The following is an 860-nucleotide window of genomic DNA, read 5'->3' as shown; positions in this document are numbered from 1 at the left end:
CATTTCTGGCGGCAGTGGGTCGGGTTGAAAGACAACATCATTGTATATCTGGGGATCATCACTCCAGAACTTTGTGCGAAACATGCTTCTCGCCAAGCCATCTTTGCCTAGAATGGTTTCACCGTTTGGCAGCTCCAATGCGGTACCGCGAGTTAACTTGTCAATAATTCGGCTAGCGAAAGAACCAGAGACCGCAGACTCGTGCAAAAAGTCCATACTAATGCAATGGTCTGGGGAATAAGATTTTAAACGTTCAATCGCTAAACTATCCCAACAAGCATGAACCACTCGGAAGTCTTCTTTTTCAATAAAAAGAGGGATTTCATGAAACCACGATAGAAACTTGTGCCATTCGGAGCGATGAGCATCAAACTGCTCCAAGGTCTCTCGAATAAGTCTGTGATGACGAGCGTTGTGCTCGCGCAAATACTGCATGCCACTACCTTGACGACCCTCTGTGCAGTAACACATTGCATTGTATTCGTGATTGCCCAGGACAATTTCGGCCTGCGATTGGTCGACCATGTCTTTTACAATATGCAGAGCTTCTCGAATTCGAGGGCCTCTATCAACAATATCACCCACAAAAATCACTTTGCGTTGCGGATGACGGTAGCAACCTTGCTTGTTCTCATAACCCATCTTTTTCAACAGACGTTCAAGGGAGTTACCACAACCATGAATATCACCAATCAGGTCATAGCCTTGCTTAACTTTTTTCTTAACAAATGCCATCTATTAACTACTTATCAGGTTATTGGCCCAGCCTAATTTCTCTCTACAGGTTTCATAGAAGTTATGAGAGGTAGGGTGAATCAAACGCACTTTATGTGGTTTTTTACTTATGTATACTGCATCGC

General features: G+C 43.8%; 1 protein-coding gene. It reads right to left on the bottom strand.

What is annotated here, in order from left to right:
* Positions 1 to 735: metallophosphoesterase (locus A3756_RS20005; RefSeq protein ID WP_068554423.1), on the bottom strand; the 735-nt coding region annotated here is incomplete at its 3' end.
* Between the last annotated feature and the right edge of the window lie 125 nt (positions 736 to 860).

This window comes from Oleiphilus sp. HI0086, from assembly GCF_001635225.1.
Note: the sequence above shows the minus strand (reverse complement) of the source record. Positions and strands in the feature narration are given on the sequence as shown.